Annotated in this window: 26 protein-coding genes and 1 pseudogene; 14 read left to right on the top strand and 13 right to left on the bottom strand. The window is 65.5% G+C overall.

Going from position 1 to position 24,872, the window contains the following annotated elements:
* The first annotated feature begins 58 nt into the window (after window positions 1-58).
* Window positions 59-997 carry a spermidine synthase gene (locus AC1MCA_RS08025; protein ID WP_479802515.1) on the top strand — a complete coding sequence of 313 codons (939 nt, stop codon included), beginning with the start codon at window positions 59-61 and terminating at the stop codon, window positions 995-997.
* On the opposite strand, the gene AC1MCA_RS08020 is transcribed toward AC1MCA_RS08025, so the two are convergent.
* On the bottom strand, window positions 987-1,913 hold the full coding sequence (locus AC1MCA_RS08020) for a LysR family transcriptional regulator (protein ID WP_479802513.1): 927 nt from the start codon (window positions 1,911-1,913) through the stop codon (window positions 987-989). The two genes, AC1MCA_RS08025 and AC1MCA_RS08020, sit on opposite strands and share 11 nt — an antisense overlap.
* 130 nt (window positions 1,914-2,043) lie before the next feature.
* Here AC1MCA_RS08020 and AC1MCA_RS08015 point away from each other — a divergent pair, with 130 nt between their 5' ends.
* Window positions 2,044-3,426: an MFS transporter gene (locus AC1MCA_RS08015; protein ID WP_479802511.1), complete on the top strand. Its 1,383-nt coding sequence runs from the start codon at window positions 2,044-2,046 to the stop codon at window positions 3,424-3,426.
* Between the two features lie 56 nt (window positions 3,427-3,482).
* Complete coding sequence (locus AC1MCA_RS08010) at window positions 3,483-4,232, top strand: 3-hydroxybutyrate dehydrogenase (RefSeq protein WP_479802509.1); 750 nt, start codon at window positions 3,483-3,485, stop codon at window positions 4,230-4,232.
* Window positions 4,233-4,237: 5 nt separating this feature from the next.
* Here the strand turns inward: AC1MCA_RS08010 and AC1MCA_RS08005 are convergent, their stop codons facing one another.
* Window positions 4,238-4,600 (bottom strand): hypothetical protein, encoded by a 363-nt coding sequence (locus AC1MCA_RS08005; protein ID WP_479802507.1) that lies wholly within the window; start codon window positions 4,598-4,600, stop codon window positions 4,238-4,240.
* A gap of 124 nt (window positions 4,601-4,724) precedes the next feature.
* Window positions 4,725-5,117, bottom strand: a complete 393-nt coding sequence (locus AC1MCA_RS08000) for a winged helix-turn-helix transcriptional regulator (RefSeq protein ID WP_479802505.1) — start codon at window positions 5,115-5,117, stop codon at window positions 4,725-4,727.
* Between the two features lie 142 nt (window positions 5,118-5,259).
* Between AC1MCA_RS08000 and AC1MCA_RS07995 the strand changes: the two genes are divergently transcribed.
* Window positions 5,260-6,126, top strand: a complete 867-nt coding sequence (locus AC1MCA_RS07995; protein ID WP_479802503.1) for an SDR family oxidoreductase — start codon at window positions 5,260-5,262, stop codon at window positions 6,124-6,126.
* 215 nt (window positions 6,127-6,341) lie between these two features.
* Here the strand turns inward: AC1MCA_RS07995 and AC1MCA_RS07990 are convergent, their stop codons facing one another.
* Complete coding sequence (locus AC1MCA_RS07990) at window positions 6,342-6,980, bottom strand: LysE family translocator (protein ID WP_479802501.1); 639 nt, start codon at window positions 6,978-6,980, stop codon at window positions 6,342-6,344.
* On the opposite strand from AC1MCA_RS07990, the gene AC1MCA_RS07985 reads away from it, so the two are divergent.
* The 4 genes and pseudogenes from AC1MCA_RS07985 (at window position 6,979) to AC1MCA_RS07970 (ending at window position 10,186) form a co-directional block, all read left to right on the top strand.
* Complete coding sequence (locus AC1MCA_RS07985) at window positions 6,979-7,335, top strand: hypothetical protein (RefSeq protein WP_479802499.1); 357 nt, start codon at window positions 6,979-6,981, stop codon at window positions 7,333-7,335. The genes AC1MCA_RS07990 and AC1MCA_RS07985 overlap by 2 nt on opposite strands.
* Window positions 7,329-7,563, top strand: a pseudogene (locus AC1MCA_RS07980) (helix-turn-helix transcriptional regulator). The gene AC1MCA_RS07985 and the pseudogene AC1MCA_RS07980 overlap by 7 nt, the downstream one beginning before the upstream one ends.
* Window positions 7,560-8,531, top strand: a complete 972-nt coding sequence (locus AC1MCA_RS07975; protein ID WP_479802498.1) for an NAD(P)-dependent alcohol dehydrogenase — start codon at window positions 7,560-7,562, stop codon at window positions 8,529-8,531. The pseudogene AC1MCA_RS07980 and the gene AC1MCA_RS07975 overlap by 4 nt, the downstream one beginning before the upstream one ends.
* A 107-nt stretch (window positions 8,532-8,638) precedes the next feature.
* Window positions 8,639-10,186: an HNH endonuclease signature motif containing protein gene (locus AC1MCA_RS07970; protein ID WP_479802496.1), complete on the top strand. Its 1,548-nt coding sequence runs from the start codon at window positions 8,639-8,641 to the stop codon at window positions 10,184-10,186.
* 104 nt (window positions 10,187-10,290) lie between these two features.
* Here the strand turns inward: AC1MCA_RS07970 and AC1MCA_RS07965 are convergent, their stop codons facing one another.
* Together AC1MCA_RS07965 and AC1MCA_RS07960 are read right to left on the bottom strand one after the other, a co-directional pair.
* Window positions 10,291-10,908 carry a DinB family protein gene (locus AC1MCA_RS07965; RefSeq protein WP_479802494.1) on the bottom strand — a complete coding sequence of 206 codons (618 nt, stop codon included), beginning with the start codon at window positions 10,906-10,908 and terminating at the stop codon, window positions 10,291-10,293.
* A 10-nt stretch (window positions 10,909-10,918) separates the two neighbouring features.
* The gene (locus AC1MCA_RS07960; protein ID WP_479802492.1) at window positions 10,919-11,731 is read right to left on the bottom strand and encodes a GNAT family N-acetyltransferase; all 813 of its coding nucleotides are present in this window, start codon (window positions 11,729-11,731) and stop codon (window positions 10,919-10,921) included.
* Between the two features lie 190 nt (window positions 11,732-11,921).
* On the opposite strand from AC1MCA_RS07960, the gene AC1MCA_RS07955 reads away from it, so the two are divergent.
* The 4 genes from AC1MCA_RS07955 to AC1MCA_RS07940 all read left to right on the top strand — a co-directional run bounded on the left by AC1MCA_RS07955 (window position 11,922) and on the right by AC1MCA_RS07940 (window position 16,724).
* On the top strand, window positions 11,922-12,743 hold the full coding sequence (locus AC1MCA_RS07955; protein ID WP_479803335.1) for an IclR family transcriptional regulator: 822 nt from the start codon (window positions 11,922-11,924) through the stop codon (window positions 12,741-12,743).
* A gap of 222 nt (window positions 12,744-12,965) precedes the next feature.
* The gene (locus tag AC1MCA_RS07950; RefSeq protein WP_479802490.1) at window positions 12,966-14,684 is read left to right on the top strand and encodes a urocanate hydratase; all 1,719 of its coding nucleotides are present in this window, start codon (window positions 12,966-12,968) and stop codon (window positions 14,682-14,684) included.
* Between the two features lie 4 nt (window positions 14,685-14,688).
* Entirely contained in the window at window positions 14,689-16,335 is a 1,647-nt protein-coding gene (gene hutH, locus AC1MCA_RS07945) for a histidine ammonia-lyase (RefSeq protein ID WP_479802488.1), read from the top strand.
* 152 nt (window positions 16,336-16,487) lie between these two features.
* Window positions 16,488-16,724 (top strand): hypothetical protein, encoded by a 237-nt coding sequence (locus AC1MCA_RS07940; RefSeq protein ID WP_479802486.1) that lies wholly within the window; start codon window positions 16,488-16,490, stop codon window positions 16,722-16,724.
* 71 nt (window positions 16,725-16,795) lie between these two features.
* Here the strand turns inward: AC1MCA_RS07940 and AC1MCA_RS07935 are convergent, their stop codons facing one another.
* From AC1MCA_RS07935 to AC1MCA_RS07915, 5 genes are all read right to left on the bottom strand, one after another.
* Window positions 16,796-17,053, bottom strand: coding sequence for a hypothetical protein (locus AC1MCA_RS07935; protein ID WP_108599945.1), 258 nt, complete (start codon window positions 17,051-17,053; stop codon window positions 16,796-16,798).
* A gap of 180 nt (window positions 17,054-17,233) precedes the next feature.
* Entirely contained in the window at window positions 17,234-17,635 is a 402-nt protein-coding gene (locus tag AC1MCA_RS07930) for a universal stress protein (RefSeq protein ID WP_108599944.1), read from the bottom strand.
* A 60-nt stretch (window positions 17,636-17,695) separates the two neighbouring features.
* Complete coding sequence (locus tag AC1MCA_RS07925) at window positions 17,696-19,306, bottom strand: tripartite tricarboxylate transporter permease (RefSeq protein ID WP_479802484.1); 1,611 nt, start codon at window positions 19,304-19,306, stop codon at window positions 17,696-17,698.
* On the bottom strand, window positions 19,306-19,818 hold the full coding sequence (locus AC1MCA_RS07920; protein WP_479802482.1) for a tripartite tricarboxylate transporter TctB family protein: 513 nt from the start codon (window positions 19,816-19,818) through the stop codon (window positions 19,306-19,308). The genes AC1MCA_RS07925 and AC1MCA_RS07920 overlap by 1 nt, the downstream gene beginning before the upstream one ends.
* Entirely contained in the window at window positions 19,815-20,825 is a 1,011-nt protein-coding gene (locus AC1MCA_RS07915) for a Bug family tripartite tricarboxylate transporter substrate binding protein (RefSeq protein ID WP_108599941.1), read from the bottom strand. Before AC1MCA_RS07915 ends, AC1MCA_RS07920 begins: the two co-directional genes overlap by 4 nt.
* Window positions 20,826-21,059: 234 nt before the next feature.
* Here AC1MCA_RS07915 and AC1MCA_RS07910 point away from each other — a divergent pair, with 234 nt between their 5' ends.
* Both AC1MCA_RS07910 and AC1MCA_RS07905 read left to right on the top strand, forming a co-directional pair.
* Window positions 21,060-22,652, top strand: coding sequence for a sensor histidine kinase (locus AC1MCA_RS07910; protein WP_479802480.1), 1,593 nt, complete (start codon window positions 21,060-21,062; stop codon window positions 22,650-22,652).
* A complete protein-coding gene (locus AC1MCA_RS07905) occupies window positions 22,649-23,323 on the top strand; it encodes a response regulator (protein ID WP_479802478.1) in 675 nt (224 codons plus the stop codon). The genes AC1MCA_RS07910 and AC1MCA_RS07905 overlap by 4 nt, the downstream gene beginning before the upstream one ends.
* Window positions 23,324-23,381: 58 nt before the next feature.
* Here AC1MCA_RS07905 and AC1MCA_RS07900 read toward each other — a convergent pair whose 3' ends face one another.
* A complete protein-coding gene (locus AC1MCA_RS07900; RefSeq protein ID WP_479802476.1) occupies window positions 23,382-24,389 on the bottom strand; it encodes a cation efflux transmembrane domain-containing protein in 1,008 nt (335 codons plus the stop codon).
* Entirely contained in the window at window positions 24,386-24,871 is a 486-nt protein-coding gene (locus AC1MCA_RS07895; RefSeq protein ID WP_479802474.1) for a transporter substrate-binding domain-containing protein, read from the bottom strand. The genes AC1MCA_RS07900 and AC1MCA_RS07895 overlap by 4 nt, the downstream gene beginning before the upstream one ends.
* Window position 24,872 lies beyond the last annotated feature (1 nt).

Genomic DNA, 24,872 nt, shown 5'->3' with positions numbered 1-24,872 from the left:
TGCCTGCACCATGCCCCGTCCTCTAGGGTTGAACCATGACTGAAGCGGCACACGGATAATGGCTAAACGCGGCAAGTCAGGCGGTAGGAACAGCCAGCGTCCGGCGGCGGGTGTCATCGACGTGCCAAAGGGAACCCGGCCGGACGGCCCCGTTGAGGGCGTCTACTACATCGATACCGGCGACTGTGAGCTGATCGCGGACCAGGACAATTCCAACGGCTGGCTCCTGAAAATCAACGGTGTGATGAGCTCCCACATCGACCTCGCGGACCCGCTGTTCCTGGACTTTGAATACATGCGCTGGATGGCGGCGCTGATCGAGTCCCGCTGGCCGCTGCCGCCCAAAGGCGGCCAGTCCAAGGCGCCGGATTCCCACAAGCTGCGCGGCCTGCACCTGGGCGGGGGCGCCTGTTCCCTGGCCCGCTACTTCCATTCCGCCTACCCCGACGCACGCCAGGTGGTGGTGGAACTTGACGGCAAACTCGCCGAGTACGTCCGCGGCTGGTTCGACCTGCCCAAGGCACCCCTGCTGCGGCTCCGGGTGGGCGAAGCACGCACTGTCACCGAGACATTGACGGAGGACAGCCGGGACTTCATCATCCGCGACGTTTTTGCCGGATCCCTGACGCCGCGTCCGCTCACCACGGCGGAGTTCAACGGCCACATCAGGCGGGTCCTGGCTCCCGGCGGGATCTACGTGGTGAACTCAGGCGACGCCCCCGATCTGAAGAACGCCCGCGAGGACGCGGCCACCATCGCGGCCACCTTTGAGCACACGCTCATCATCGCCGATCCCGCAATGCTCAAGGGGCGCCGTTACGGGAACATGGTGATGGCCGGGAGCGACAGCCCGCTCGACGGCGACCCGCAGCTTGCCCGGCGGCTCCTGGGCGGTGCCGTTCCGGCGCACATCTGGAGCGACGCCCAGGTCCGCGCCTTTGCCGCAGGGTCGCCCGTGCGCCACGACCCCGCACCACCCCCGCTGGTTAATCCGTAGGGGCCCGTTCAGGACGGGGTTTTGCCCGCCCCAGCAGTGCTTCCCGATGCGCCAGGGTCTGGCCCCTCAGTGCCTGTACTACCGCTGCCACGGCCGGGCGCCGCATTGAGTCGGGCCGGAGCACCATCCAGTAGGGCAGCAGTTCGGCAAATTCATCCGGCAGCAGGCGGACCAGGTCCTGGTGCAGATCACCCATGAAACAGGGCAGGAAACCGATGCCTGCTCCGGCACGGGTGGCCTCCACATGGACAAACACGTTGGTGGAGGTGAGCCCGTCCCGCATGGCCGGCACCAGGCGGCGCGGAGCGTCGAGATCGTCAACCTGCAGCATGGAATCCACAAAGTACACCAGGGGGTGCTCCGTCAGTTCCGCCACGCTGGCGGGCGTTCCGTTCTCCGCCAGGTAGGCGCGGGAGGCGTACATCCCCAGCATGTATTCGCCCAGCCGTACGGCCTCGGCGCGGTGGACCTGTGGCTCACCCACCACCACTTCAATGTCCAGCCCCGAGCGCTGCTGCAGTGCGCGCCGGGTCATGGTGACCACCTCGACGCTGAGGCCGGGGTGGTCCCTGCGCAGCCGGGCCACCGCAGGGGCGGCGATGTAGGCGCTGAAACCGTCAGTCGCGGTCATGCGGACGGCGCCGGTGATCGGGTCCGGTACCTGGCCGGCCGGTCCCAGCGCACTGACTGCCGCTTCCACCTGCTCGGCAACCCGGACCGCTTCGGTTCCAAGTTCCGTGAGCTCCCAGCCGCCCGCGGCCCGGGCGAGGACGCGGCCGCCCAGCACTTTCTCCAGCGCGGCGATCCGGCGTGAAACAGTGGTGTGGTTCAGCCCCAGGGCCTGCGCCGCCGTCGTAAATTTTGCTGACCTGGACACCTCAAGGAGCACCAGCAGGTCATCGGGGTTAGCCTTCATATCTGCAATTATGCACATGGCTCCTGCTGGATTGGCCATTGAAGGCCCGACTTTGTGCAGGGATACTCAGTGGAGCCATTAGTGCTGTGGATCACAGCGCGTGTCAAAGTGGACACTAAGGAGAAACCCAATGAGCGTAGAGCAGCGCTCGGCAGATAATGCCGCCGGACCCGCATCCAAGGGATCCGGACTTAAGAAGATCGTGGCCGCCTCAATGGTGGGCACGGTAGTGGAATGGTACGAATTCTTCCTCTACGCCACTGCGGCAACCCTTGTCTTTGGCAAGTACTTCTTCCCCGCCACCGGCAACGAGCTGGACGGCATCATCCAGGCCTTCATCACCTACGCCGTGGGCTTCGTGGCCCGCCCGCTCGGTGGCATCGTGTTTGGCCAGATCGGCGACAAGCTGGGCCGCAAACCCACGCTTCAGCTCACCATCATCATTATCGGCGTGTCCACGTTCCTGATGGGCTGCCTCCCGGGCTTCGCCGACATCGGCTACCTTGCGCCGGCGCTCCTGGTGTTCCTCCGCTTCATCCAGGGCTTCGCCCTCGGTGGCGAATGGGGCGGCGCCGTCCTTCTGGTCGCCGAGCACAGCCCCAACAAGTCCCGCGGATTCTGGTCCAGCTGGCCCCAGTCCGCCGTTCCCGTGGGCAACCTGCTGGCCACCCTGGTCCTGTACATCATGTCCTCCACCCTCAGCCCGGAAGCATTCCTCAGCTGGGGCTGGCGCGTGGCGTTCTGGCTCTCAGCCGTGATCGTGTTCGTTGGCTACTACATCCGCACCCACGTCACCGAGGCCCCCATCTTCCTCGAGGCCAAGGCCTTGGTGGAGAAGGAGCAGGCTGTCAGCTACGGCGTCTTCGAAGTGGTCCGCAAGTACCCCAAGGGAATCCTGCAGGCCATGGGGCTGCGTTTCGCGGAGAACATCATGTACTACCTGGTGGTCAGCTTCGCGATTGTCTACCTCAAGAGCGTCCACAAGTACGACACGTCCTCGCTGCTGCTGGCGCTCCTGATCGCCCATGTCATCCACTTCCTGGTCATCCCGCAGGTGGGACGCCTCGTGGACAGCTGGGGCCGGAAGCCGGTGTACCTGATCGGTGCCATCACCGGCGCCACCTGGCCGTTCTTCGCCTTCCCGATGTTCGATACCAAGAACGCGTTTGTCATTGTCCTCGCCGTGACGATCGGCCTGTGCCTCCACGCGTTTATGTACGCCGGGCAGCCTGCCATCATGGCTGAGCTCTTCCCCACCCGGATGCGCTACGCCGGTGTGTCCCTGGGTTCACAGGTCACCTCGATCTTCGCCGGTTCGCTGGCGCCGCTCCTGGCCACCCAGTGGCTCAAGGACACCGGGTCCTGGCTTCCCACGGCCATCTACCTGGTAGTGGCGTGCGCCATCACCACAGTGGCAGTGTTGAGCCTGAAGGAGACAAAAGGCATCGCCCTGGAAGAAGTGGACAGGGCCGACGCCGAGCGCGAGGGTCTGCTCACGGCAAGCTCACGCTGAGCTCTTGAGCCGCTGACGCCTGAAGAATGAGGGACACGATGGGAACGGGATCTGCTATGGAAAACACACTGAACGGCCGCAAGGCCCTCGTGACCGGCGGTGCCAGCGGGATCGGCGCAGCGTGTGTCCGCGAGCTCGCCGCGCGTGGGGCGAAGGTGGTGGTTGCCGACGTCGACTCTGCCGGCGCCTCAGCCCTCGCCGACGAAGTGGGCGGCACCGCCTGGGCTCTTGACCTGCTGGACGTGGACAAGCTCGCTACCCTGAGCCTGGACTGCGACATCCTGGTGAACAACGCCGGAATCCAGCGCATCAGCCCTATCGAGAATTTTGATCCGGTGGAGTTCCGCCGGATTATCACCCTCATGCTGGAAGCGCCGTTCCTGCTGATCCGGGCAGCCCTTCCGCACATGTATGCCGGCGGATTCGGCCGCATCATCAACCTGTCCTCGGTGCACGGGATCCGTGCCTCCCCGTTCAAAAGCGCGTACGTATCCGCCAAGCACGGCCTGGAAGGGCTGAGCAAGGTGACGGCGCTGGAGGGCGGGGAGCGCGGGGTGACGTCCAACTGCATCAACCCCGGCTATGTCCGCACCCCGCTGGTGGAGTCGCAGATCGCCGACCAGGCCAAGGTCCATGGGATCCCGGAATCCGAGGTCCTCGCCAAGGTCATGCTCACCGAAGCCGCCATCAAACGGTTGGTTGAGCCGGAGGAAGTGGCCTCCCTGGTGGCCTGGCTGGCGTCCGATCACGCAGGCATGGTCACCGGAGCCAGCTACACCATGGACGGCGGCTGGTCCGCCCGCTAAGGCGCCTAATCCTGCCGCTTGAGCAGGCGGTGGTCGACATAGTAAATTCCCGCCGCGGTTCCGACTCCAACACTCGGACCGCGGCGGGATACCACTATCCCCTCGCGCCGGCCGTTGAACGGATCCTCTGCCACCACGGCATCGCCCACCCGGTAAGGGCTCCTCGGAGCCAGCGTTCTTCGGACCCATCCGCTGATGCGGGCCATAGCCCGGGCGATGAGGGCTGACAGGCTAAGCGGCCGGCCCATACTGGCCAGATCCTGGACGTGCGTTTTCACCATTGAAACCACTCCTTGGAGCAGCACCTGGCCGCTCGCTGCGGTGCGGTTGCCGGAACGCTCCCAGCAGAGGATGGTCCTCCTATTCACGGCTGGCACCTTAGGAATACGTTATGCGCTATTCACACCAGTCACACCAGTAACATGTACTCATTTTTTGTATGGCCACCACTTGGAAGCATTCCCGTCAGCCCTCCCCGGACAGAGTTGCCGCTCAGCGCTGGCCGTTGATGATGTCGTCGGCATTCTTGTAAGTCCATGTGACCAGCGGGACCAGCAGTGCGGTCAGTTCATAGCCGCGCCCAGTCAGGCTGTAGTCCACCCGCGGCGGTATCACCGGCTGGGCCTTCCGGAGCACCAGGCCATCCTTTTCAAGGGTTTTCAGGGTCTGCGCGAGCATCTTCTCGCTGATGCCTTCTGCGCGGCGCCGAAGTTCGCTCCACCGCTGCTCGCCCTCGGAGAGTGACAACAGGACCAACACGCCCCACTTGGAGGTGATGTGGTCCAGCACCGTGCGGCTGGGGCACCCTGCGGGGAACACGCCGTCGGCGAAGTCCACCGGCAGTGGAGCCGGCAGGAGACTTACTTCCAGGTTGCTGTTCGCCATGCCTTTAGCTTACCGAAAGATGCGTACCTAACCTACGGGTTAGTACCTAACTTTAAAGTGCGTACTCTCCCTGAGGAAGTTATTTGCCAGGTTCCTCGTTGTGCAGGGTGACCCCCTTTAGAGATGGTGAAAGGAACCACCCATGAGCATCGTTATTACCGGAGCAACCGGACAGCTTGGCCGCCACGTCGTCGAGGCCCTCCTGAAGGAGAACGTTCCGGCAGCGGGAATTGTGGCGGCAGGCCGCTCCATCGCGAAGCTTTCGGACTTCGCAGCACGCGGCGTGCAGGTCAGGGCCATGGACTACACGGACGCCGCTTCCGTGGCGAAGGCGCTCCAAGGAGCCACCAAAGTCCTCCTGATCTCCGGCAGCGAGGTAGGCCAGCGGGTTGAGCAGCACCGCACCGTCATTGAGGCCGCGAAGGCCGCGGGCGTCGGGCTCATTGCCTACACCAGCATTGCCAACGCCGATACCACCGGCATGAAGCTGGCTGCCGAACACCAGGCAACCGAGGCCATCCTCAAGGACTCCGGAATCCCGTTCACGATCCTCCGCAATGGTTGGTACCTCGAGAACTACACCGAGCAGCTTCCTGGCACGCTGGCGCAGGGCGCCCTCGCCGGCAGCGCCGGAGAAGGCAAAGTCAGCGCCGCGTCCCGCGTGGACTATGCCGAGGCTGCCGCCGCCGTGCTGGTTGCAACTGAGAACCAGGCGGGCAAGGTCTACGAGCTGGGCGGGGACCACTCGTTTACGCTGGCTGAACTTGCCCGGGAAATCAGCACTGCGTCCAACAAGACCGTGGCCTACCAGGACCTGCCCGCCGGGGACTACGCCGGGCTGCTGGCAGGCTTTGGCGTGCCGCAGGCCTTCGCCGACATCCTGGCGGACTCTGACCTCGGCATCGCGCGCGGCGACCTGCAGGTGGGCGGCTCCGATCTCCGCGACCTGATCGGCCGTCCCACCACCCCGATGCCCGCCGCCGTGCGCTCCGCCCTCGCCGCCGTCTGACGGGCACCCGGATTAGCGGACGCGGCGCCGCGACAGGGCGGGTGCCGTGAAGGAGGCGGGTGCTGTGAAGAAGGCGGGTGTGGTGAAGAAGGCGGTCGGGTAGGTCCCCGCCACCAGGCACCCTCCCCAGACGCTCTGGCACTACCTGCAGGTTTTCACCCAACGCTCTCTCACTTTTCTGACCGGTTCATGAGGTGGGGGAGCGTTGGCGGTTGTCAGGACTTGCTGCCCGTCAGCGCCAGCGTTCCGCCGAGGCCGATCATCATGACTCCGCCGGCGGCGCCAAGGGTGGAGATGCGCTTCGGGGAACGGGCAAACCAGTGCCGGGCACTGCCGGCGGCCAGTGCCCAGACGCTGTCGGACGCGAGTGCAATCAGCAGGAAAACCGCGCCCAACGACGCAAGCTGCAGCGGAATGCTGCCGGCCCGGTAGTCAACGAACTGAGGCAGCACGGCCACGAAGAAAACGATCGATTTGGGGTTCGTGGCACCCACCAGGAATCCCTCGCCCAGCATGCGCCAGGTGGACGACGGCGGCACTCGGCCGGCCGCCGTCGTCGTACGTCCGCCCCGGTGCCGGATCGCCTGAATGCCGAGATACACGAGATAAGCCGCGCCGGCGAACTTGATGATCGTGAACAGCACCATCGACTGTGCCAGTGCCACGCCGACTCCCAAGGCCACCGCGATGATCTGCGGCACCATGCCCAGTGCATTTCCCAGCACACTCAGGAGCCCGCCCTTTCGCCCGAGGGCGAGCGAACGGCCGATGACAAACAGCACGCTGGGGCCGGGAATGGCGATGAGGACCAGCGACGCCAGGGCGAACGCCAGGAGATTGGTGAGGGGAACCATGCCTGATAGTAACCTCGGCCTCCGCCAAGGGTCGATGCTGGCCGCCTGCGGAACCGCAGTGGCGGTTTCCGCCGCAGCGTTGAAGTCTCATCCGTCTGAAAATGTTGAAACCCATGTCTGGGTTTTTCATTGGCGATGTCAGGTTTGTTTTACATTGGGGCTTGCGGCGGGAGTGGGAATGGCCTTCGAAGAGAAGAGCGCCTGGATCATGGGGGTGGTTTCCGTGGGCTCCTGCGGCGCCTATCTGGCCATCGTGCTGGGCCTCGCCGGCATCTACCTGACGTTTGTGTTGTCGGCGATTCTGGGTTTTATTGCGAAAATCGTTGCCTACCGACGCGGTTTCGAGCCATGGTAAAGCCAACCCGGGTCACCAACGACATCCGTCGGATCCGGTTCGAGCGCGGGGAGATGACCCAGGCCGAGCTTGCGGAGCGCGTGGGCGTCACCCCGCCAGACAGTTATTGCCATAGAACAGGGGCGGTACTCGCCGTCGCTGGAGATGGCTTTTCAGATCGCCCACGTGCTCAGCGTTCCGCTGGAGGACGTCTTCCAGTACCCGGATCGTGAAGGAGACGCATCATGAAAGCTATCGTGCAGGATGTCTACGGGAATTCGGACGTGCTCAGGTTGCGGGAGATTGCCCGGCCCGCACCAGCTGAAGGCGAGGTGCTCATCCGGGTCCGCGCCGCTGGCGTCGACCAAGGAGTCTGGCACCTCATGATGGGATTGCCCTACCTCATCCGGCTCTTTGGCTACGGGCTGAGGAAGCCGAAGGTGCCGGTCCGTGGACGGGAGGTGGCCGGCGTCGTGGAAACCATTGGGGCCGGCGTGACCCGGTTCCAGCCAGGCGATGAGGTGTTCGGCACCTGTGAGGGGTCTTTTGCCGAGTATGTCTGCGCGAAGGAAAAGCTGCTGGCCCGCAAGCCAGCCAATCTGAGCTTCGAAGAGACTGCGGCCGCACCCATCTCGGCCGTTACCGCTCTGCAGGCGGTCCGGGATGCCGGACGGGTTGTTGGCGGTCAAAAGGTCCTGGTCATCGGGGCGGGCGGGGGAGTGGGGTCCTTCGCCGTGCAGGTTGCGAAGGCGTTCGGGGCAGAGGTCTCCGGGGTGTGCAGCACCGGCAAGGTGGACCTCGTCCGGTCCCTTGGCGCGGACCACGTCATCGACTACACCCGGGACGAATTTTCGCAGGCAGGAGTGCTCTACGACGTCATTGTGGACACCGCCGGCAACAGGCCGCTGTCGGTCCTACGGCGTGCGCTCACATCAAAGGGAGTGTTGGTGATCGTTGGAGGCGAAGGTGGCGGGAAGCTGACCGGCGGGTTCCAGCGGTCCCTCGGTGCGCCGTTGGTCTCGCTGTTCTCCGGACAAAAACTCAAGGGGCTCGTCGCGAAGGAGTCCTTCCACGATCTAGAGGCACTGACAACACTGATCGAAGATGGCAGCGTGAGGCCAGCGGTGGACAGGGTGTTTCCTCTGGCAGAAGCCCCCGCCGCTGTCGCCTACCTGCACGAGGGCAAAGCCCGCGGCAAGCTGGTTGTCAGCATTTAGGGAACCTGACGGTACAGAACATCCAGGCGATTGGACCGACTCGAGAGTTATCCACATAGGCCTTAGTTCACACCTTAAATGTCGGTGCCCCGCAGGATGATGGGGGTATGGAAAGCATGACGGCGGATGAGGTGTTGGAGCGCATTATGGCGTCTGCCGCTGTCCCCGTCGTTGCCGCTGGCCCCTTCGTAGCCGCCGGCCGCGTCGTTGCCGCTGACTGTGCCGTTGTCCCGTCCCGACGCCCTGGGAGTCGCGATGGCGCCGCCGGCGCCGAGGCCAAGGATGACGTAGCCCTGGGTGAGGTGCTGTTTCTGTCGGATCCTTTGCGTCGGCAGAAGGATGATTGCCTGGACCGGTTGGCCGGGATTGCCCGGCTTGAGGCCCGGACCGCGGCGGAGAAGGTCCGCGTACTCGCGGAATTGGTCGAGGTCTGCACGGCGTTGGACCCGCCGGCGCTGTCGCCGCAGGAGGCCACCGCGCAGGAAATGGCGTTGATCGCGGAGGTCGCCTGTGCCTTGACGGTCGGCGAGCGGACCGCCGGGGCCCTGCTGGCCGAATCCCACACTCTGACCACTGATTTGCCGTTGACCCTGTCCGCACTCACGGCCGGGGAAATCTCGTGGCAGCACGCCCGGGTGATGGTGGACGAGACCACCAACCTTGACCGCGCCGCAGCGGGGGCGTTGGAGGGGCACTTCCTGGACCCTGACGCACCCAACCCGGCCCGCGGCCCGGTCGGGGAACTGGTCGCGTCCCGGTTCCGGCATAAGGCCCGGACATGGCGGGAACGGCACCACCCGGTCAGCATCGAAAAACGCCACACCCGGTCCGTGGCGGACCGGCGGCTGGAATACCGCCCGGACCGGGACGGCATGGCCTGGCTCTCGGCGTACCTGCCCGCGGACCAGGCCGCCGGGATCTGGAACCAGCTCACGGCCGCGGCCCGGGCGCTGCAGGGCCCGGACGAGGACCGCACCCTGACCCAGATGCGCGCCGACACCACCGCGACCCTGCTCCTCGAAGGCACAGGTGAGATTGCCGGCCAGCCGGGTGGGGGCGGAACCATGGGTGGCGGCACGGGCGGAAGTGCCGTGGGGCGGGTCCCGGTGCCGCGGGCGCAGGTCCTGGTCACCGTGCCCGTCATGTCCCTGCTCGGTGCCACGGATGAACCGGCGATGCTGGACGGGTACGGTCCGATCCCGATCACCATGGCACGCAGGCTCATCGCCGACGGCGCCACCTCCTTCCACCGGGTCCTGATCGACCCCAGGGACGGTGCACCGCTGGAGATCGGCCGGACCAGCTACCCGGTCACCAAAGCCCAACGCCAATGGCTCAGACTGCGTGATGGGAAGTGCCCGTTCCCCGGTTGCAGCAACGCCTCCCTGGATAACGAAGCGGACCATCTCCTCGCCTGGGCGCACGGCGGAACCACCGGGATCAGCAACCTCGCCCAGCCGTGCCCGAAGCACCACAAGCTCCGGCACACCACAGGCTGGACACCCGGACCCGCCACCACGACCGAACCGCCGGGCTGGATCTCACCCACCGGCAGACACTACGCCAGCGAACAACCCGACTGGGAACCACCACGGTTACCGGACAAAATTGCAGGACACGCAACGGAAACAGGAGCCGCGTCGCAGCACGAGTGAAGAACCTGCACGGGTCGTTACCGCGCGCCTGGAATCCGGGCCGAGCTTTCCCCAGATTGGCGACCCGTGCAGGTTGGCGGACCCGTCCAGGTTGGCGGACCCGTTCAGGTTGAGGGGTTATGACGGTCTTGAGTCTTCGGCGTCGCATCGAAGGCAGCCCGCGCCGCGTCCTCAACGGCGGAACGGTGAGCGGCCCATTCCTCCGGGCTTCGTGGGGTGAGGTTCGGATCCCCGGGCCGCTGGCCGGCGGTTCCATCGATAAGTTCGCGCAGGATGTCTGCATGGCCCAGATGATGGGCCCTTTCCGCAACCATGTGAACCAAGATCTGGTGCAGGGTGACGTGCCGCCTGTCCTCTGGCCACCACGGCACCACCCCGGGTGCATCCAACGGCAGCGCATCGATGGTCGCGTCGCTGTGCGCCGCTGCCGACAGGTGCAGCTCAACGATGTCCGCACGGCTTTCGTCGGCGGGGACCCATAGGTCGGCGTCGGGCTTGGCATCGTCGTCGTACCAAGGCAGGGGGACTCCGCTGGGACGTCCGAAGACCTCACCAAAGTAGCCAAGTTCCACCCTGGCCAGGTGCTTGACCAGCCCCAACAGGTTGGTGCCTGTGGGAGTGAGAGGCCGGCGGATGTCGTACTCGCTCAGCCCGTCCAGCTTGCCCAGGAGGTTATCCCGCCGGACCCGCAGATAGCGGTGCAGCGTTTCCTTTTCGTCCATGACGGGCACTCTATCCAATGGCGCCGGAACCGCCGGCGGGCGGCGTCCACACATACGGTGTGGTGGTCGTGATTGCGGTGAATCCCAGCCTTCGCAGGATCGGCTCGCTGTCAGCAGAGGCATCCACTTGGAGGTACTTCACCCCTCGGGTGGCCGCCACCCGGGCGCGGACGGCCACCAAAGCCTTGTAGATCCCGCGACCACGCCATTCCTCCAAGGTCGAGCCACCCCAAAGGCCGCCGAAGTCCGTGCCGGGGTTGATCTCCAGCCAGGCTGCCGACACCACAACCCCTGCAGCCTCGGCCATAAAGACCACCAGGTTTTCCGGGTCCGCCGCCAAGCGGCCATGCAGATCGTCAGCCAGCCAGCCGTAATCAACGCCCCACACTGCGGATTTCATGGCGGCAATCCGTTCAAGGTCGCACAGTCCGGACACCTGTCTTAGCTGTACGTCTTCCGGGACCATGGGCTCAACGGCCATCGTGGCCGATTCGCCTGCCATGACGGTTTCCTTGCCTTCCGGCAGGAAACCTGCGGCGAGGAGGCGAAGCTCGAGATCTCCTGGGTGGTCATGCGCCCGGGTTTTCCACTCCACGGCTTCTCCGCAGCCGGCAAAGTACTCACGCTGTTCCTCGATCAGCCGGTCGAGTATTCCGCCCTCCGCCCCGAGATCACGGGCTGATTCGATGAAGCCCCGCCGCTGTCCGGTCACTCGAAGCAGATGTCCCAGCAGTTGATAGTCGTGGCCCGCCGGAACCACCAGGGGCACCAGTTTGCGGAGCTGGGAATCGTACGCAGCAAGGATCTCGGCGGGTGTGGTCACGCGGTTCAGCCTAGGACACTGTCGACGGGAAGGGTGACAGCCCACCATAGTCTGGTATTCCAGACGCAAATAGTGTTCTGATGGCTCTGAAGCCCTCGGCCAAGGGCGCAAGGTTGAGTACGGGATCCCGGACAGTGCGGGAGATGCCGGCACCAAAGAGCAGATCGACGGCAGAGGATGGAGACCCATGATGGCAAATGCGGAAGCTGAGCCCCCAAGAGGCCGTGAGCCAAAGGTGGCATCGAAGGTCCCAGCCGCCGAGAACACCCTGCGCATCCTCAAACTGCTGGCCTCGAAGCGGGGGCCGATGGCGGCGTCGAGCATTGCCACGTCACTGGGCCTGCCGCGGTCCAGTGTCTACCACCTCCTGGGCGTGATGGAGGCGAACGGGTTTGTCCTCCACCTGCATGAAGAGCAGCGCTACGGGCTCGGCATCAGCGCCTTTGAACTCAGCTCGGCCTATTCGCGGCAGGAGCCACTTTCGCGTTTGGGCCGGCCATTGCTGGCATCGCTGGTGGACGTCATCGGCGAAAGCGCTCACTTGGCGGTGCTCCATGGGCGGGACGTGCTGTACATCGTGGAGGAACGGGCCAAGAACCGCCCGTCGCTGGTGACCGACGTCGGCGTCCGTCTCCCGAGCCATCTCACCGCCAGCGGCCGGGCAATTCTTGCCGCGCTGCCGAAGTCACAGGTCCGGGCGCTCTATCCGAATGCCGCGGCGTTCACTGCCCGGCATGAGGTGGAAGGCGCCATCATGAAGTACTCGGCCCTTTCCTCGCATCTCGACCAGGTCAGGCAGCGCGGCTACGCCACGGAGCACGGCGAGGTGACGCCCGGGTTTGGTTCCATCGCCGCCGCCGTCACGGACCACCTGGGATGGCCGACGGCGGCAGTCGCCGTGACCTTCCTGGAAGACAAATTGCCGGCGGACCAGTGGCCGATGCTCGCTGCCCGGGTGCAGAAGGTTGCGGACGAACTCTCGGTCCGCATTCACGGACGCCCCGCCAAGTAACACTGACCCAAGAGAACTGACCAGATAGCACTTGCCCGGCTGGGCAATGCCCAACCGGCCGCCGAACTGGCAGCCGAATTTGGTTTGCCCCATAGTCGGGCTACGTCAGGACCGCGTCTGTAATACCGGACAGCACCCCCCGCAATGCCCTGTTGCCGCCGCTGGCGGGGGGCTTTAGTTGATAGAGAACCTCTTACAGGCACAACAGGAGAAGGAGCCACCATGGCACCCGCCGATTTCACCACCGGTGCCCGCCCGGTCAAAGCAGCCCGCGGCACCGAGCTCACCGCCAAGTCATGGCAGACCGAAGCGCCGCTGCGCATGCTCATGAACAACCTGGACCCGGAGGTCGCCGAACGCCCCGATGACCTCGTGGTCTACGGCGGCACCGGCCGGGCAGTCCGGTCCTGGGCTGCGTTCGACGCGATCACGCGCACCCTGGAAACCATGGAAAAGGACGAGACCCTGCTCGTCCAGTCCGGCAAGCCGGTGGGCGTTTTCCGCACCAACGAATGGGCGCCGCGCGTCCTCCTCGCCAACTCCAACCTCGTTGGCGACTGGGCCAACTGGCCGGAATTCCGCCGGCTCGAGGCCGAGGGCCTGATGATGTACGGCCAGATGACCGCCGGATCCTGGATCTACATCGGCACCCAGGGCATCCTGCAGGGTACTTTCGAAACCTTCGCCACAATCGCCCGCAAACTCACCGGTGACGAGAACGGCACCCTCGCCGGTACCCTGACGCTCACCGGAGGTTGCGGAGGGATGGGCGGGGCGCAGCCGCTCGCTGTCACGCTGAATGACGGCGCCTGCCTGATTGTCGACGTCGACGAGACCCGCCTGCGCCGCCGCGCCGGCAAGCGCTACCTGGACGAAGTGGAAACCGATCTCGACGCCGCCATCGCCAAGGTGCTCAAAGCCAAAGAGGAGCGCCGCGGCTGGTCAGTCGGCTACGTCGGCAACGCTGCCGCGGTCTTCCCGGAGATCCTGCGCCGCCACAACGCCGGCGAGCTCACTGTGGACATCGTCACGGACCAGACCTCCGCCCACGATCCGCTGAGCTACCTCCCCGAAGGCATCTCGGTAGCGGAATGGCACCGTGAAGCCCAGGCCGATCCGGAGGGCTTCACCAAAAAGGCCCAGGCGTCGATGGCCAGGCACGTCCAGGCCATGGTGGAATTTCAGGACGCCGGAGCCGAGGTCTTCGACTACGGCAACTCCATCCGCGACGAAGCCCGCAAGGGCGGCTACAACCGCGCCTTCGAGTTCCCCGGCTTCGTCCCCGCCTACATCCGCCCGCTGTTCTGCGAAGGACTTGGCCCGTTTCGCTGGGTGGCGCTCTCCGGTGACCCCGAGGATATCGCCGTCACCGACGCGGCCATCAAGGAACTCTTCCCTGAGAACAAGCACCTGCACCGCTGGATCGACGCCGCCCAGGAACGGGTGGAGTTCGAGGGACTGCCGGCGAGGATCTGCTGGCTGGGCTATGGCGACCGCGCCAAGGCCGGCCTGCTGTTCAACCAGCTCGTCAAGGAGGGCAAGGTCAAGGCGCCCATCGTGATCGGCCGCGACCACCTCGACTCCGGCTCCGTCGCTTCCCCGTACCGCGAGACCGAAGCCATGGCGGATGGCTCCGACGCGATCGCCGACTGGCCGCTGCTCAACGCCCTGCTCAACACAGCTTCCGGGGCCACCTGGGTCTCCATCCACCACGGCGGTGGGGTGGGCATCGGCCGCTCCATCCACGCCGGGCAGGTATCTGTCGCCGACGGCACCGACCTCGCGGCACAGAAACTCGAGCGCCTCCTCACCAACGACCCCGGCATGGGCGTCATCCGCCACGCCGACGCCGGTTACGACCGCGCCGTCGAGGTGGCCAAAGAACGCGGCGTCCGCATCCCCATGAAGGAATCGGCTGATTCCGCAGAAGAAACGAAGTAATACCATGACTGTCCCCACAAACTCCCTAACCTCGCAAGCACGGCCAGGGAACCCTGTTCGCGTGGGCCCAACCCACGAACCGCTGACCGTCACCCTCGGCTCCAGCGGAGTCACGCCCGAGGACGTCGTCGCCGTCGCGCGCCACAACGCCAAGGTGACCATCTCCCCGGAAGCCCTCGACACAGTGGCGAAGGTCCGCGCCCACATCGACGACCTCGCCAACAGCGAGACTCCTGCCTACGGCATCTCCACAGGCTTCGGTGCGCTGGCCAACAGGCACATCCCCAACGAGCTGCGCACGCAGCTGCAGAAATCCCTCATCCGGAGCCACGCGGCGGGTATGGGCCCGGCCGTGGAACGGGAAGTGGTCCGTGGCATCATGTTCCTGCGCGCCAAAACGCTCGCTTCGGGCCGCACAGGCGTCCGCCCCGTGGTGCTGCAGACCATGGTGGACGTGCTCAACGCAGGCATCACTCCCGTGGTCCGCGAATTCGGTTCACTCGGCTGCTCCGGCGATCTCGCCCCGCTCTCCCATTGCGCCCTGGTGCTGATGGGCGAGGGCGAGGCGGAAGGGCCCGACGGCGTGACATACGGCGGGCGGGGCGGGGAGCCTGTTGCCGCGCTGCTCGCCCGGCACGGCATCGAACCCGTCACCCTCGCCGAGAAGGAGGGCCTGGCGCTGGTCAACGGTACCGAGGGCATGCTGGGCATGCTCCTGATGGCCATCGCGGACCTTCGCCAACTGGTGACGACGGCTGATATCACCGCCGCGCTGAGCGTTGAGGCCCTGCTGGGTACCGATCAGGTGTTCCTGCCGGAGCTGCACGCTGCACTCCGGCCGCACCCGGGCCAGGCCGCCAGCGCTGACAACATGCTGCGTGTGCTGTCCAATTCGCCCATCGTGGCCTCCCACCGCGTGGGTGATTCCAAGGTCCAGGACGCCTACTCCCTGCGCTGCGCCCCCCAGGTTGCGGGCGCGGTAAGGGACACCGTTGACTACGCTGCCCTGGTTGCATCCAGGGAACTCGCCGCCGCGATCGACAATCCGGTGGTCCTCCCGGACGGCCGTGTCAGCTCCAATGGAAACTTCCACGGAGCCCCCGTGGCCTATGTGCTCGACTTCCTTGCCATAGCTGCAGCGGACCTGAGCTCCATCGCAGAGCGCCGCACGGACCGGATGCTTGATCCTGCGCGTTCACACGGACTTCCCGCTTTCCTCGCGGACGATCCCGGGGTCGATTCCGGCCTCATGATCGCGCAGTACACCCAGGCGGGCCTGGTCTCGGACAGCAAGCGGCTGGCAGTTCCCGCCTCGGTGGACTCGATCCCCAGTTCGGCCATGCAGGAGGACCACGTTTCGATGGGGTGGCACGCCGCCCGCAAGCTGCGCAAATCAGTGGAGAACCTGCGCCGCGTCCTCGCCATCGAACTGGTGACCTCAGCACGGGCCCTGGACTTCCGCACGCAGCAATCCGGGGGCCGCCTGGTTCCGGGCCCGGCGGGGAAGGCCGTGGTGGAGGTGCTGCGGACCGTCGTCGAGGGCCCTGGCACGGACCGGTTCCTGTCGCCGGAGCTGGAGGAAGCTGACCGGCTGGTCGCCTCCGGGCGTGTGCGGGCGGCTGCAGAATCTGCGGTGGGAGTACTTGCCTGAACGGGAATATTCTTCGCGGCTGCGGGCAATCTCGAAATATGATGCAACACGCACATTTTGCCGGCGGCAACTGTAGTAGAACTGAAGGTGTAGCAAAAGTCACATCAAGGATGCTGTGGCGCAGGACGTAATACAAAGGGGTAGAAGTTCACATGAAAGCACGTGGGGCAGTTCTTTCGAGGCGCAATGCCCATTCGGCCACGATCTCGGACTGGGGAGCGCTTCAGGCCGGGGACCGGGTGGAAATCATTAAGCACGCGCATGTCATTGCAGATGGCGTCGTGGAGGAAGTATCGCAGAGCGGGAACGTGCTGTGGCTCGTACCGGCCAGCCCGTCAGAGAAGGAGTCCTTCCTGAAATCCGACGGTGTCGAGGTCCGCAGGAGCTGACCAAACGCAACAAAGTCCCTGCAGTCCGGCGGTACCGGACTGCAGGGACTTTTGTGCTTAAACCGGCCGGATCAGGCCGCAATGCTTTCGTAGGTCTCACCGAAGGGAACCGACTCGTCCACGGCCACCTGGAAGCGTCCCGGGTGGAGGCGCGTCACCAGGATGCCGCAGGCAGATGCCTTCGCGGTCTCGATCAGCGTGGCAACAGCCTTGTCCAGTCCTTCGTGCATTTCATGCGCGGTGGAAAACTGCAGGTCCAGGGATCGGGAAGCTGCGGCCTCACCCGTCGCCACGGCGGCCAGGGGGCGTTCCATTGTTGCTGTATTCATGTGCCGAACTTTCTGTGTTTCGTGCCAAAGGCTCGGTCAATCATACCCGGTGAGGCAAGTGAGATGTCAGATGACTGGTCTTTGCGGCATCTTGACGCGCAAAATCCGAAGCTTCTTCGCCGGCCAGCGCCGCTTGGGCCGGAGTGGCGAAGAAGCTTCGGATCCGCAGGATGCCGCGGCTCAGGCCGTTGCACCTGCCTTGACGGCCAGCACGGGGCAGTCGGCCTCCAGCAGGATCCGCTGGGACGTGCTGCCCATGATCAGTTTGCCCACCGGTGTGCGGCGGCGCAGGCCGATCACAATCAGCTCGGCTTTTTGCTCCTCGGCGGCGTCCAGCACTTCGGCGGCTGCGTCGTGGCCGCGGACGGGCTGGATGATGGCGTGGTCTATACCCTGGGCGGCAAGGCGTTCCTCGATGGTCTGGATCTCGGGTTCCTGCGCGTAGCGGTTGTCCACCAGTGCGTCACCCTTGGAAGAGTTGATCACGAGCAGCTTGCTGTTGCTCTTCCGGGCTTCCAAAATTGCCTGGGTCAGGGCCGCTTCGCCCTCGGGCGTAGGGACGTATCCCACCACAATCGTCATGGCTGTTCCTCTGTTTCTGTCAGTTGATCTACTGCTGCGGGGCCGGGTGCCCCTGACTGGTTAGGCGTCGCCGTCGCCACCGGGGGTTGCATCAGCGCGGTGGCTGCCACCGCCGCCGCTGCCGCCGGCTTCCCCCGGGGGGACTGTGCCGGAGCCGGTTGAGGGTATCCCCGCAGAAACGGCCGCCGGCCGGTTCCGCCGGATCAGCTTGAACAGCAGCGGCCAGAGCAGGATGATCGCCACGATGATGTAGATGACGACGGCGATCGGCTCGCTGAAGAGGCCGGCAGGGTCGCCGGCGCTGAGCTGCAGCGTCTGGCGGAGCTGCTTTTCCAGGCGCGGTCCGAGGATAACGCCCAGGATGAGCGGCAGGACGGGAAGTCCGAAGCGCCGCATCATGAAGCCCAGCGCACCGAGCGCCAGCAGCAGGACCAGGTCGAACGCCTGCAGGTTCACCGAGTAGGCGCCCAGCGTGGCGAAGAACAGGATGCCTGCGTACAGGTAGGGCCGGGGGATCTGCAGGAGCTTCGCCCACATCGGTGCCAGCGGCAGGTTGATGACCAGCAGCAGCAGGTTGCCGATGAAGAGGCTGGCGATGAGGGCCCATACCAGTGGTCCCTCGCTCTCGAACAGCTGCGGCCCGGGCTGGATGCCGTACTGCGTGAACGCTGCCAGCATCACTGCCGCCGTGGCGTTCGTAGGCAGCCCCAGGGCCAGCATCGGGGTCAGTGTGCCCGCGGCTGCAGCGTTGTTGGCTGCTTCGGGACCGGCCACACCCTCGATGGCGCCTTTGCCGAACTCCTCGGGGTGCTTGCTGAGGCGCTTTTCCGTGACATACGAGAGGAAGGTGGGAATCTCGGCGCCGCCGGCAGGCAGTGCACCGAAGGGGAATCCGAAGGCCGTGCCGCGGAGCCAGGGCTTCCAGGACCGCTTCCAGTCCTGCTTTCCCATCCACGGGCGTCCCACCGGAATGACCTGCAGCGGGTTGCGGCGCAGGTGCGCGGCAACCCAGAGTGCCTCGCCCACGGCGAAGATGGCCACTGCCACCACCACGATGTCCAGGCCGTCCGCCAGGAGCGGCACGCCGAACGTGAGCCGGGCCTGGCCGGTGACCACGTCCAGTCCCACCAGGCCGATGGCCAGGCCAAGGCCCAAGGACGCAAAGCCCCGAAGCCGTGAGGAGCCCAGGACTGCGGTGACTGCCAGCAGGGCCAGGACCATGATGGCGAAGTAGCTCGGAGCGCCCAGGCTGACGGCGAAATCCACCACGATCGGAGCGCAGAGCGCCAGGAGGGCGGTGCCGATGGTGCCGGCCACGAACGAGCCGATGGCCGCCGTCGCCAGTGCCTGTGCGGCCCTGCCGGCTTTCGCCATCTTGTTGCCTTCGATGGCCGTGACCACCGACGACGATTCACCTGGCGTATTAAGCAGGATGGAGGTGGTGGAGCCGCCGTACATGCCGCCGTAATAGATGCCGGCGAACATAATGAACGCGCTGGTGGGTTCCAGGGCGTAGGTGACCGGAAGCAGCAGTGCCACGGTCATGGCCGGGCCGAGGCCCGGGAGGACGCCGACGGCGGTGCCCAGGATGACGCCGATGACGGCGTACATGAAGTTCAGGGGGGTCAGGGCGGTGGCAAAGCCGTCCATCAGGGAGGAGAAGACATCCATCAGAGAATCCCTTCCAGGAGCCCGGCGGGCAGGTTGATGCCAAGGCCAAGGTAGAAGCCGTAAAAGGTCAGGAGGGACATGGCCACGGAGATGAGGCCGTCACGGATGTAGTTCCGGCCGCCCAGTGCCCAGACGCTGCCCCAGAACAGGATGGTGCCGGAGATGACCCAGCCTGCCCAGTCGATGAGCAGGATGTTGGCGATGAAGGCTCCCATCAGCGGCAGGACGGTCTTCCAGTCGGCGGGGTGGGTGAGGTCCACGTCCTCGCCGCCTTCGGCTTCGCCCTGGCCGCCGCGGAGGACGTTGACTGCCAGGAACACAGCGCAGACCAGCAGCAGGCCGCCCACGATGAACGGCAGTGTCTTTGGTCCTACGGGATCAGACTGGGAGTAGGGGGTGATGATGCGGGCCGCGTCCGCGATGACCAGGGCCCCGGCCGCCCCGAGCAGGAGGACAACCCCCAGCTCGGAGCGGCCTTTGAGCCGTGAGGCCAGTGTGGGTGAGGAGCTCACGCCAGGCCAAGCTTCGTGAGGACGTCCGCCACCCGCTTGTCCTGCTCGGCAAGGAAGCTTTCGAACTCAGCTCCGGTGATGAAGGCGTCGCTCCAGCTGTTGGTCTTCAGGGCTTCCTTCCAGGCAGCCGTGCCGTGCATCTTTTCAAGCGCGGCGATCAGCTTGGCCTTGTCGGCGTCGGTGATGCCCGGAGGGGCCACGATACCGCGCCAGTTGGTGAACACCAGGTCGATGTTTGATTCCTTGAGCGTGGGGGCGTCCACGCCTTCCAGCCGCTTCTCGCCACTGGTGGCCAGGACGCGGACCGCACCGGATTCGATCTGCTTGAGGTACTCACCGGCACCGGAGGCCGCGAAGCCCACCTTGTTGCCGAGAATGGCCGGGAGGAGGTCCCCGCCGCCGTCGTAGGACACGAAGTTCACCTTGGTGGCATCGATGCCGAGGGCGCCGGCGAGCTGCATGGGCAGCAGGTGGTCCGGGCCGCCGGGGGAGGATCCGCCGCCAACGCTGATGGAACCGGGGTCAGCTTTCCACGCCGTGACCAGGTCGTCGATGGTCTTGAAGGGCGAATCCTTGCTGACCATGATGGCGCCAGGCTCTTCGATCAGTTTGGCCAGCGGAGTGGTGGCCGTCAGCTTGGACTCTGACTTGTTGGTGTAGCTCGCTCCCACCACGCCCAGGCCCATGAGCATGGTGAGGTTGCCGTTGCCCTTTTCGTTGACGATACGTGCGAGGCCCACGGTGCCTCCGGCGCCGGCGAGGTTGAAGACCTCGGGGTTCGTGGCGATTTTCTCGTCTTCGAGGACTTTGGCCGCCACGCGGGCGGTGGTGTCATAGCCGCCGCCTGCAGTGTTGGGGACCATGATCTGGAAATTGGTCAACGGACCTGCAGCGGCGCCCGTGGTGGTGGAATCGGTGGAGCTTTTCCCGGTGGCCCCGCAGCCGGTGGCCATCAGGGCGATGCCGGCGGCGACGGCGGCAATTCGCAATGCGCGGATCTGGCGCATGTGTTCCTCTTCTCTGAGAATGTTCAACAAAAAACTGACTGGTGATCCGATGCTAGGCCCGGAAGTGACGGGCATCACTCTTGTGTACGCAGAGAAAGTTAAGTTCATTGCGTTCACGTTTCCAGCGGCCCACCGGGCCCGGATAGCCCCGTACGCTGGGATATAGTTCCGGTACCCCCGCGAGGGCCCCGCGCCGCACCAGAGGAAAGAACAACAGTGTCTCGACGTAGAGGAATGTCCCTCGCTGGGCAGTACCTGGCGCTGCAGTTGCTGATTGTCCTCGCCGTGCTGGTGGCCGTGGCCGCGATTTCCCTCGCGCAATCGGCGGCCGATTTTGAACGGATCGAGGGCCGCCGGGCGCTGTCCGCCGCTGAAGCGCTGGGCGCCAATCCCACGGTGCGCGCTCTCCTTCCCGACGCCGAACCCAGGGTCGGCTCAGCCCTCCCCGCGGTGGCCGAGTCAGTGCGGACGGTCTCCGGGTCCTCACACGTGGCGATCGCCAAGCTGGACGGCACGGTGGTGACCTCGTCCGATCCGAGCCTCCTGGGCCAGCCGCTGGAGCTGGGTGAGAGCAGGGTCATGCAAGGCCGCGCCTGGACCGGCACTGTGGGTGGATCCGGTTCACAGACCCTCTCAGCGCACGTTCCTGTCCTTGATGACAGCGGCAGGATGATCGGGATTGCCTCCATCAGCCGGCACTATCCCTCCGTTCTCGAGCGCCTGGGCGACGCCGTCCCCAACCTGCTGACCTACCTCGGTATCGCCAGCGTGCTGGGAGTGGCGGGCTCCCTGTTGCTGGCCCGCCGGGTGAAGCGGCAGACGCTCGGCATGGAACCCAGCGAAATCACCGGCCTGGTGGAAAACCGCGAAGCCATGCTTCACGGGCTGAAGGAGGGTGTGGTGGCACTCGATCCGCACCAGCGCGTCACGGTTGCCAATGACAGTGCCCGCGAACTTCTCGGACTGCCTGCCGACTGTGTGGGCAAGGACCTCGCGGCGCTCGCGGTGGATCCTGCCCTCAAGGAAGTGCTCACCCAGGAGCAGGTGGATCCGGACCGGCTGGTGTTGGTGGGGGAGCGGCTCGTGGTGCTGAACCGGGTGCCGATCCGGTCCCGCGGCCGGAATATCGGCGCCGTCACCACCCTGCGTGACCGTACCGAACTGTCCTCGTTGGAACGCGAACTGGGTGCCACCCGCACCGCCACAGACACTCTGCGGGCGCAGGCCCACGAATTCGCCAACCAGCTGCACGTGATCTCGGGCCTGATCCAGATCGGTGAGTACGATTCGGTGGTGCAGTTCGTCAATGGTGCCACCGTGGACCGCACCCGCCTCAATGACGAGGTCACCAGCCGGATCCAGGACCCCGCGCTGGCCGCGCTGCTGATCGCCAAGGCCAGCCTCGCCACCGAACGCGGGGCGACGCTCCAGCTGGATCCCGAATCCGCCCTGGGCCGCGTGGATGACGATCTCTCACGGGACCTGGCCACCGTCGCCGGGAACCTCGTGGACAACGCGTTCGACGCCGTCGCCGGGCTTCCGGCGGGAAGCGTCAGCGTGCTGGTGCAGGACGGCGGCACTACGGTCACCGTAACTGTCCGGGACAACGGCCCGGGGGTCCCCGACGCCGGCCGCGAGGAGATCTTCCGCCAGGGCTTCACCACCAAACAGCCCGGCGGCCCGCAGCCCGGATCCGACGGCGGGCGTGGCTTCGGGCTGGCCCTCTCGAGGGTGGTCTGCCGGCGCGCCGGCGGCGACCTCACTGTGGCCAACGATAACGGCGCGGTATTTACTGCGAAGCTCAAACGAAGGAGGCCACAGTTATGATCAACGTCCTGATCATCGACGACGACTTCATGGTGGCCAAGGTCCACGCAGGATTCATCCAGCGCACGCCCGGATTCGCGGTCGTCGGCGTGGCCCATACCGGCGCGCAGGCCATGACGGAGACCGCCCGCCTGCAGCCCGACCTGGTCCTCCTGGACATCCACCTGCCGGACATCAATGGTCTGGACCTGATGCACAAACTGCGCGAGGTCGCCCCGGAACTGGACGTCCTGGTGATCAGTGCCGCGCGCGAAGTGGAAACTGTCCGGAAGGCGCTCCGTGGCGGGATAGTGCATTACCTGATCAAGCCGTTCTCGCAGACTGACCTGCAGGAACGCCTGGAGCACTACCGCAACGCGTACCACGGCCTGGACTCGTCCAAGGATGTGGCGGAACAGTCGGACGTCAACCGGGTCTTCGGCCTGGACCGGACCGAACGGCCCCTGCCCAAGGGCTGCAGCATCGAAACGCTGAAGCTGGTGGAGACGGCGCTGAAGGAGGCCGACGGCGATCTCTCCGCCGCTGAGGTGGCAGTCCAGCTGGGCACGTCCCGGGTCAGCGCCCGCCGGTACCTGGAGTACCTGCACGACGAGGGTGTCCTGGAGGTCCGGCTGAAGTACGGCGTGGGGCGCCCGGAGCGGCGCTATGTGCTCAAGGGTGCAGTGGCCTGAGTCTGAAGCTGAAGCTGAAGCTGAGGCTGAGGTTGAGCCGGGCAGGCGGGAGGGAGCTTCACCGTTCGCCGCCGGACGTCGGTCCAGGCAGGTACTCGGATGGCAGTTCCGCGACCGGAACCAGCACCATGTCCTGGACCTTCCAATCGAGGGCGATACAGGCTTTCCGGACGGCTTCCAGCTGTTCCACGCCGGGCATCGGTCCGGCAGGGACAATGAAGGATTCCACGTGGAAGACGTGGCCTTCGTCCCGGATGCGGGACTGCGCGGTGTCAACCCAGTCCAGGCCCTGGAGGTACTCGTCCAGTTGCCGGCCCACGGGGTGCGGTTCGGCGTCGTCGTAGGTCCGCGCCCGTTTATCCATCAGTGCCGAGATGGCTGCCCGGGTGTTGCGGATGCCATCGTGGAGGATGCTTCCCGAAATGATGAGCGCGGCGGCATAGTCAGCCCACCACCAGCCCAGGCCGATGCCCGCCACCCCAACGGCCGCAGCCGCAGCTGTCATCCAGTCGGCCTTGTTCATGTCGGCGTCGGCGTAGAGCACCTTGTCGTGGAGCTTTTCGGCCAGTTTCATCTTGACGTGGCCCAGGTAGATGGGCGGGCCGGCGGTGAGGATCATGGCCGCGATCATCAGCCAGCCCAGCCAGATGGTCTGGCCAAAGAAGTTGAAGCCGCCGATCGTGGGATGCTCGGCGGTGAGCAGGCCCATGGCGGAGTCCACGATCAGGTAGGCACCCATAACGGTCAATGCCACCGCTGCCACTACGTGGGCGATGCCCACTGCGCGATGGAAGCCGTAGGGGTGCTCCTCGGTGGGCCGCTTGCGGATAACGCGGGCGGCCAGCAGGAAGGACACCGGCGGGAGGAAGGACAGGACGTCCTCGATCCACGCGGCCTTCATGGCCTGGGAATTGCCCAGTACCGCAAACACCATAACGGTGGATACGGCCAGGAAGCCTATGGTGAGCCATTCGAAGGCGACGGCTTTGCGGAGTGCGGCCTGCTGTTCCGCCGGCAGTTCGGTATGGCCGAACCGGACGGCGCTGCGATTTTCCACCGCCGTCATTTCGCACCTGCCGTTTCCGCCAGGAACTTATCGAGCTCCAGCAGGAAGGCGTTTTCACCCAAAGGCACCAGCATCACATGCTTGTGCAGCGAGCCCCGGCTGTCCCGGGATTCCGTGTACGGCAAGGTGAGGCCGGCGTGGGTAGCCCATGGCGTTTTGTCATCCAGCCCGCCGATCACCACGTCCAGCCCGCCGTGCTTCAGCTCCTCAGCCAGGACGTGCTCGGTTCCGGGGACCCACTCAACCTTCGCGCCCAACGAGGCCGCAAACCGGCGGACCAGCTCGGCTTCGGTGCCTTCGACGTCGCCGCCAGGGCCGTCCGGAAGATCCACCCAGTCACCGTTTTCGCTGGCACCCACACGCAGGGTGCCCTCCTTGACCTTCTCGAGGGTTCCCGTCGGATCTCTGGGAAAGGACGTCCCGCAACCCGCGAGGAGCAGTGCGGAGAGCAGGAGGACCGCGGCTCGTCGTTGATGACTCATG

This window comes from Arthrobacter sp. BK1 (assembly GCF_056680055.1).
Note: the sequence above shows the minus strand (reverse complement) of the source record. Positions and strands in the feature narration are given on the sequence as shown.

Coding starts and splice junctions, on each gene's coding strand:
- AC1MCA_RS07935 (WP_108599945.1), bottom strand. CDS start 17,053: ATGAATACAGCAACAATGGAACGCCCCCTGGCCGCCGTGGCGACGGGT.
- AC1MCA_RS07990 (WP_479802501.1), bottom strand. CDS start 6,980: ATGGTTCCCCTCACCAATCTCCTGGCGTTCGCCCTGGCGTCGCTGGTC.
- AC1MCA_RS08025 (WP_479802515.1), top strand. CDS start 59: ATGGCTAAACGCGGCAAGTCAGGCGGTAGGAACAGCCAGCGTCCGGCG.
- AC1MCA_RS08020 (WP_479802513.1), bottom strand. CDS start 1,913: ATGAAGGCTAACCCCGATGACCTGCTGGTGCTCCTTGAGGTGTCCAGG.
- AC1MCA_RS07895 (WP_479802474.1), bottom strand. CDS start 24,871: ATGAGTCATCAACGACGAGCCGCGGTCCTCCTGCTCTCCGCACTGCTC.
- AC1MCA_RS07975 (WP_479802498.1), top strand. CDS start 7,560: ATGAAAGCTATCGTGCAGGATGTCTACGGGAATTCGGACGTGCTCAGG.
- AC1MCA_RS07985 (WP_479802499.1), top strand. CDS start 6,979: ATGCCTGATAGTAACCTCGGCCTCCGCCAAGGGTCGATGCTGGCCGCC.
- AC1MCA_RS07925 (WP_479802484.1), bottom strand. CDS start 19,306: ATGGATGTCTTCTCCTCCCTGATGGACGGCTTTGCCACCGCCCTGACC.
- AC1MCA_RS07930 (WP_108599944.1), bottom strand. CDS start 17,635: ATGACGATTGTGGTGGGATACGTCCCTACGCCCGAGGGCGAAGCGGCC.
- hutH (WP_479802488.1), top strand. CDS start 14,689: ATGACTGTCCCCACAAACTCCCTAACCTCGCAAGCACGGCCAGGGAAC.
- AC1MCA_RS07950 (WP_479802490.1), top strand. CDS start 12,966: ATGGCACCCGCCGATTTCACCACCGGTGCCCGCCCGGTCAAAGCAGCC.
- AC1MCA_RS07970 (WP_479802496.1), top strand. CDS start 8,639: ATGGAAAGCATGACGGCGGATGAGGTGTTGGAGCGCATTATGGCGTCT.
- AC1MCA_RS07955 (WP_479803335.1), top strand. CDS start 11,922: ATGGCAAATGCGGAAGCTGAGCCCCCAAGAGGCCGTGAGCCAAAGGTG.
- AC1MCA_RS07940 (WP_479802486.1), top strand. CDS start 16,488: ATGAAAGCACGTGGGGCAGTTCTTTCGAGGCGCAATGCCCATTCGGCC.
- AC1MCA_RS07915 (WP_108599941.1), bottom strand. CDS start 20,825: ATGCGCCAGATCCGCGCATTGCGAATTGCCGCCGTCGCCGCCGGCATC.
- AC1MCA_RS08000 (WP_479802505.1), bottom strand. CDS start 5,117: ATGGCGAACAGCAACCTGGAAGTAAGTCTCCTGCCGGCTCCACTGCCG.
- AC1MCA_RS07900 (WP_479802476.1), bottom strand. CDS start 24,389: ATGACGGCGGTGGAAAATCGCAGCGCCGTCCGGTTCGGCCATACCGAA.
- AC1MCA_RS07905 (WP_479802478.1), top strand. CDS start 22,649: ATGATCAACGTCCTGATCATCGACGACGACTTCATGGTGGCCAAGGTC.
- AC1MCA_RS07995 (WP_479802503.1), top strand. CDS start 5,260: ATGAGCATCGTTATTACCGGAGCAACCGGACAGCTTGGCCGCCACGTC.
- AC1MCA_RS07965 (WP_479802494.1), bottom strand. CDS start 10,908: ATGGACGAAAAGGAAACGCTGCACCGCTATCTGCGGGTCCGGCGGGAT.
- AC1MCA_RS08010 (WP_479802509.1), top strand. CDS start 3,483: ATGGAAAACACACTGAACGGCCGCAAGGCCCTCGTGACCGGCGGTGCC.
- AC1MCA_RS08015 (WP_479802511.1), top strand. CDS start 2,044: ATGAGCGTAGAGCAGCGCTCGGCAGATAATGCCGCCGGACCCGCATCC.
- AC1MCA_RS07910 (WP_479802480.1), top strand. CDS start 21,060: ATGTCCCTCGCTGGGCAGTACCTGGCGCTGCAGTTGCTGATTGTCCTC.